This window comes from Reyranella soli (genome assembly GCF_007992495.1).
In the GTDB taxonomy this organism is placed as follows: Bacteria; Pseudomonadota; Alphaproteobacteria; order Reyranellales; family Reyranellaceae; genus Reyranella; species Reyranella soli.
This window is the reverse complement of record NZ_BKAJ01000394.1, coordinates 1-808: the sequence shown is the minus strand read 5'-3', so window position 1 is coordinate 808 and position 808 is coordinate 1. Positions and strand designations below refer to the sequence as shown.

The window sequence follows — 808 nt, the reverse complement described above, 5'->3', positions numbered from 1 at the left end:
CGGCACCGACACAGGACATCCCAAACGCCCGCGATAACCCGCTGCTCCGTCGCTACGACGGCAGCTTCATCGTCGACTATGCACAGCGGGCCTTCGAAGAGTTCGAGCTGCCGACCGCCGAACTGAAGCAGGTGCCCGGCAAGAAGGACGCAAAGAACAATGACGTCTTCGCGCCGACCACGGCCGAGGCTCTCGAAGGTCGGTTCACGCGCATCGTTTATGTGGCTCCGGCCAATCGCAGCCCGCTGGAGGTGATGAGGAACTACCAGGAGGAGATCACTGGCAAAGGCGGGACGATATTATTCAGTTGCCGCGACGAGGCCTGTGGTGGGGACAACAGCCGGAGCACCGATGGCGGCGGCGGCCAGCAAAGCCTGCTGATGAGGATCTATCCCCCCGCCGACGTCAAGGCATCCTACAAGAGCAATGGCTATTGCGCCGTTACCGACTACATCAACGGCCTGCGCTATGCCACGATGCGCCTGCCTACGTCCGGCGGCAATGCGCACGCCGCGATTGCCGTCTACTCCCTGCGTGGTGGCACATATTGCGAGGCGCTGAAAGAGCGCACCATCGTGGTGGTCGCTCTGGTCGAGCCCAGGGCGCGCGAGCAGCGCATGGTGACGGCGGCTGCCACCGAGATGAACGCGGCGCTCGGCCGCGACGGCCGCATCGTGCTCTACAACATCCTGTTCGACTTCGACAAAGCCGACATCAAGCCGGAGAGCAGGCCGCAACTCGAGGAGATCGCCCGATTGTTGCAGGCGAGCCCGAACCTGCGGCTTCATGTCGTGGGTCACACCGACAA

The 808-nt window shown here is 63.2% G+C and carries 1 protein-coding gene; it reads left to right on the top strand.

The window, feature by feature from the left end; all coding sequences use genetic code 11:
• Positions 1–808: OmpA family protein (locus RSO01_RS46955; protein ID WP_147157505.1), on the top strand; the 808-nt coding region annotated here is incomplete at both ends.